This is a genomic window from Dietzia sp. DQ11-44 (assembly GCF_014145205.1).
Lineage (GTDB): Bacteria > Actinomycetota > Actinomycetes > Mycobacteriales > Mycobacteriaceae > Dietzia > Dietzia natronolimnaea.
Window position 1 is genome coordinate 1 of record NZ_JAALEC010000030.1, and the last position, 2,774, is coordinate 2,774.

The 2,774-nt window shown below is 70.5% G+C and carries 3 protein-coding genes and 1 pseudogene; all 4 read right to left on the minus strand.

Features of this window, described 5'->3' with window-relative positions; all coding sequences use genetic code 11:
- Positions 1-292, minus strand: a pseudogene (locus G6018_RS00885) (amidase); the annotation flags it as partial.
- A 49-nt stretch (positions 293-341) separates the two neighbouring features.
- On the minus strand, positions 342-1,205 hold the full coding sequence (locus tag G6018_RS00890; protein ID WP_241730956.1) for an SDR family oxidoreductase: 864 nt from the start codon (positions 1,203-1,205) through the stop codon (positions 342-344).
- Positions 1,206-1,284: 79 nt separating this feature from the next.
- A complete protein-coding gene (locus tag G6018_RS00895) occupies positions 1,285-2,013 on the minus strand; it encodes a sulfite exporter TauE/SafE family protein (protein WP_182638487.1) in 729 nt (242 codons plus the stop codon).
- 70 nt (positions 2,014-2,083) lie between these two features.
- On the minus strand, positions 2,084-2,560 hold the full coding sequence (locus tag G6018_RS00900; protein WP_182638488.1) for a nuclear transport factor 2 family protein: 477 nt from the start codon (positions 2,558-2,560) through the stop codon (positions 2,084-2,086).
- Positions 2,561-2,774: the final 214 nt, after the last annotated feature.

Here is a 2,774-nt window from a genome sequence, read left to right on the forward strand (position 1 = left end):
TCCGGGAGCCGTCGGCGGCGGGTAGCCCGGCCACATCGGTGCCGAGTGCCTTGATGACGATCGGCACCCCCCGCAGCGGTCCGTCCGGCAGCCCCGCCTCCACCTCGGCGCGCGCGACGTCGATGCGCGTGGAGACCATGGCGCCCAGCCCGGGGTCGAGCCGCTCAATGCGGGCAATGGCCTCCTCCAGCACCTCGGCGGGGTCGGTGGCGCCGGAGCGGATGTCGGCGGCCAGGGCTAGCGCGTCGCGGCTGTTCGGTGCGGTGTTCGTGGGACCAGTGGTCGGGGTCATGGCGGAGGCTTTCCGGGGAGAGGGGTTGTACGGGGCGACGACGACGGGGTCAGCCCCAGCGGGACTGGCCGCCGTCGAGGGGGATGGTGGCACCGCTGAGGTACGAGGCCTCGGCCGAGCACAGCCAGGCCACCGGGCGACCGATGTCGGGGAGGGGGTCGCCCACGCGGCCGGCGGGGATGCTCGACACGAACTCCTCCGCCTCCTCGGGGTTGTTCTCCATCCACCAGTCCAGCCCGGGGCTGTGGGCGTGTGGCGCCACGTTGAGGGCGCGGGTGCCCTCGGCCGCCCACTCGTAGGCGGCGGCGCGGGTCAGGGCGCGGATGGCCTCCTTGACCGCGGCGTAGACGCCGTAGTTCGCGGCGTCCCACCGGACGGCGGCGGCGGTCACGAGGTTGATGATCGTGCCCCCACCGCGCTTGGCCATCTCGGGCCGCGCCAGCTTCATCAGGGTGAAGGTCACGCGGGGGCCGCCCTCGAAGGCCTTGCGAAACTCGTCGTCCGGGTAGTCGGACAGCGGCAGCGGCATGGCCATGTTGGCGTTGTTGACCAGGATGTCGACACCGCCGAGCTTCTCCACGGCGGTCGCGATGATCGCCTCGGGGGCGCCGTCGGTGATGATGTCCACGGCCAGGCACTCGGCCGTCCCACCGTTCGCACGGATGATCTCGGCGACCCGCTCGAGTTTGCGCATCCGACGCCCGACCAGCAACAGCGCGGCACCGGATTCGGCGAGGCCGAGCGCGATGCCCTCCCCGACCCCCTGCCCGCCACCGGTGACGATCGCGACCTTTCCGGCCAGACGGTTCTCACGTGCGGTGCCGGCGGTCTCGGTGTGCTGCGCGATCGTGTCGGTCTGCGTGGTCGAGTCGGTCTGTGCGGTGCCGTCGGTCTGCGCGGTGCTGTCGGTCATGGGGTCCTCCGGGGTCGGTACGGGAATCTGTGGGAGTGGGAACGGGGCGTCACGGCGATCACGCGGTGGCGAAGGTCGATCACGCGGTGGCGAAGGTGACGAGGCCGGCGATCACCACGAGGGAGATCACGGCGGAGCGGAACACGTGGGTGGGCAGGCGCATGGCGATGCCGATTCCGAGCTGGTTGGCCAGGACCCCGACGACGGTGCAGGCCACCACCATGGGCAGCAGGGCGGGCAGGTCGATCTCGGTGCCCGACCACAACAGTGCGAGGGAGACCAGGCTGGTGATGACGAAGTACCCGGCGAGGTCGGCGATGAAGCCCAGCGGCGGCAGCCTGGCCCGGCTGAGCAGCAGGACGACAGGCGGTCCGTTGAGCGAGGTGGTGGTGGAAAAGTACCCGCTGATCACCCCGGTGACCGCGGTCGCGATCGCCGAGGGCGGTCGGGGTGTTTTTGCCGCAGGCAGCGCCATGGCGACCCCGCACAGGACCGTGATCGCGCCTGCCGCCGGCTTGAGGTGCTCCTCCGGCAGGAACGCGATGGTCTGAACGCCCAACCAGGCGCCCGGCACACTCGCCAGTCCCAGCACCGCGACGCGCGGCCAGGTGATGTGAGCGCGCAACTGCACGGTGACGCCCACCCTGGTGACCAGGGCCACGACCAGGTTCACCACCACCGTCTCGGCCAGTCCGATGCCCGCCATCAGCATCAACGGGGTGGCCAACAGGGACGTGCCGAACCCGGTGGCGCCGCCGATGACCGAGGCCGCCGCCACGCACAGCGCGGCGATGACGATCAGCTCCACGCGTCACCGTCACGGTCACAGTCGTCGTCACCGACTCGCCGGGCAGAGCTCGCACCGTCCGCCCGCGCCCTCACTGCCCGCCGGTGGGGGCGAGGTGGTTGTCCGTGAGCTGGAAACTCGGGATGTCCTTGAGGTTGAGCATCGCCTCGTAGGTGCGCTTGTAGCCGGTGCTCGTGATGACCCAGCGACCGTCCTGGCGCGCGTAGGTGTCGGAGTAGAAGGCGCTTCCGATGATCATCGTGTCGAAGGCGGGCACGATCACCCGGTCCTGCAGGTACCAGCGGCCGGTCGCGGTGTCGCCGTCCACCTGGATCTCCGGGTGGTGGGCCTGGTGCTCGGTGATGACGTCGTCGGTCATCTGCTCCCGCAACCCGGCCACCACCTCGTCGCGGCCGGTGTAGGACAGGCGCTTGCCGTAGGAGGCCGAGACCTCGGGGGCGAGTGTCCCGGCGAGCTCGTCCCACAGTCGCAGATCCACACAACGCAGGTAGCGGTACTTCAGGGACTTGATCGCGTCGATGTCGTCGCGGCGGTCGGTGGTGGTCATCGTGAGGCCTTTCACGTGGGGGCGGGGCGCGCGAATCCACACCCGTCAACCCGACTGTAGTCAATTGTGTACAGTTTGGGAATGGAAAGTGAGAACCGATCCGACGACGACGAGGACGGCCTCCCCGGACCGACCCCGCCCGACTCCGCGCCCACCCGTGGGCACGGCGCCCCGCGACCCCGCCCGACCGGTCGCGACGAGGTCCGTTCCGCCG

Excerpts from the sequence above, each read along its gene's own strand:
- G6018_RS00900 (WP_182638488.1), bottom strand. The coding sequence starts at position 2,560 with ATGACCACCACCGACCGCCGCGACGACATCGACGCGATCAAGTCCCTG.
- G6018_RS00890 (WP_241730956.1), bottom strand. The coding sequence starts at position 1,205 with ATGACCGACAGCACCGCGCAGACCGACGGCACCGCACAGACCGACTCG.